A 540-nucleotide genomic window follows, 5' to 3' on the forward strand; every position below is an offset into this window, starting at 1 on the left:
ACTTCGAAGCCGTCGATTCTGATCTAAACGAGCTAATCCGCTTGTTGAAAGTCGCAATGGACAGCAACAAAAATCACATCCTTTCTTCAGTGAACGGTTTGAGCAGCTCATCCATCGCGAGTAACGTGACCATTCTAGTGATCATGATTGTTATGACGCTTGTTCTAACGCGTTTGATTTGTGGCCCACTACAACTTGTTGTGGAACAAGCAAACTCGATTGCGAAAGGTGACCTTTCTAAAGACATCGATCGTAAATTGATTGGTAACGATGAACTGGGCGAGTTGGCAGATGCAACGACTAAGATGCAAAACGACCTACGCCAAGTTATCGACAACGTTATTGCCGCTGTAACGCAATTGAGCAGTGCAGTAGAAGAGATGAACCAAATCTCTGAGCTTTCTGCATCTGGCATGAAAGACCAACAGCTACAAATCACGCACGTTGCAACAGCAATGACGGAAATGAAAGCTGCGGTAGCCGACGTTGCACGCAACACGGAAGAGTCAGCGAGCCAAGCAAACGATGCAAACCACCGTA

General features: G+C 46.3%; 1 protein-coding gene. It reads left to right on the top strand.

Translation table 11 applies throughout. The features are described from left to right. Positions 1-540, top strand: a 540-nt coding sequence (locus R7Z50_RS30530) for a methyl-accepting chemotaxis protein (RefSeq protein ID WP_318150154.1), incomplete at both ends; no start/stop codon positions are given.

The organism is Vibrio sp. 1249-1 (assembly GCF_033340495.1).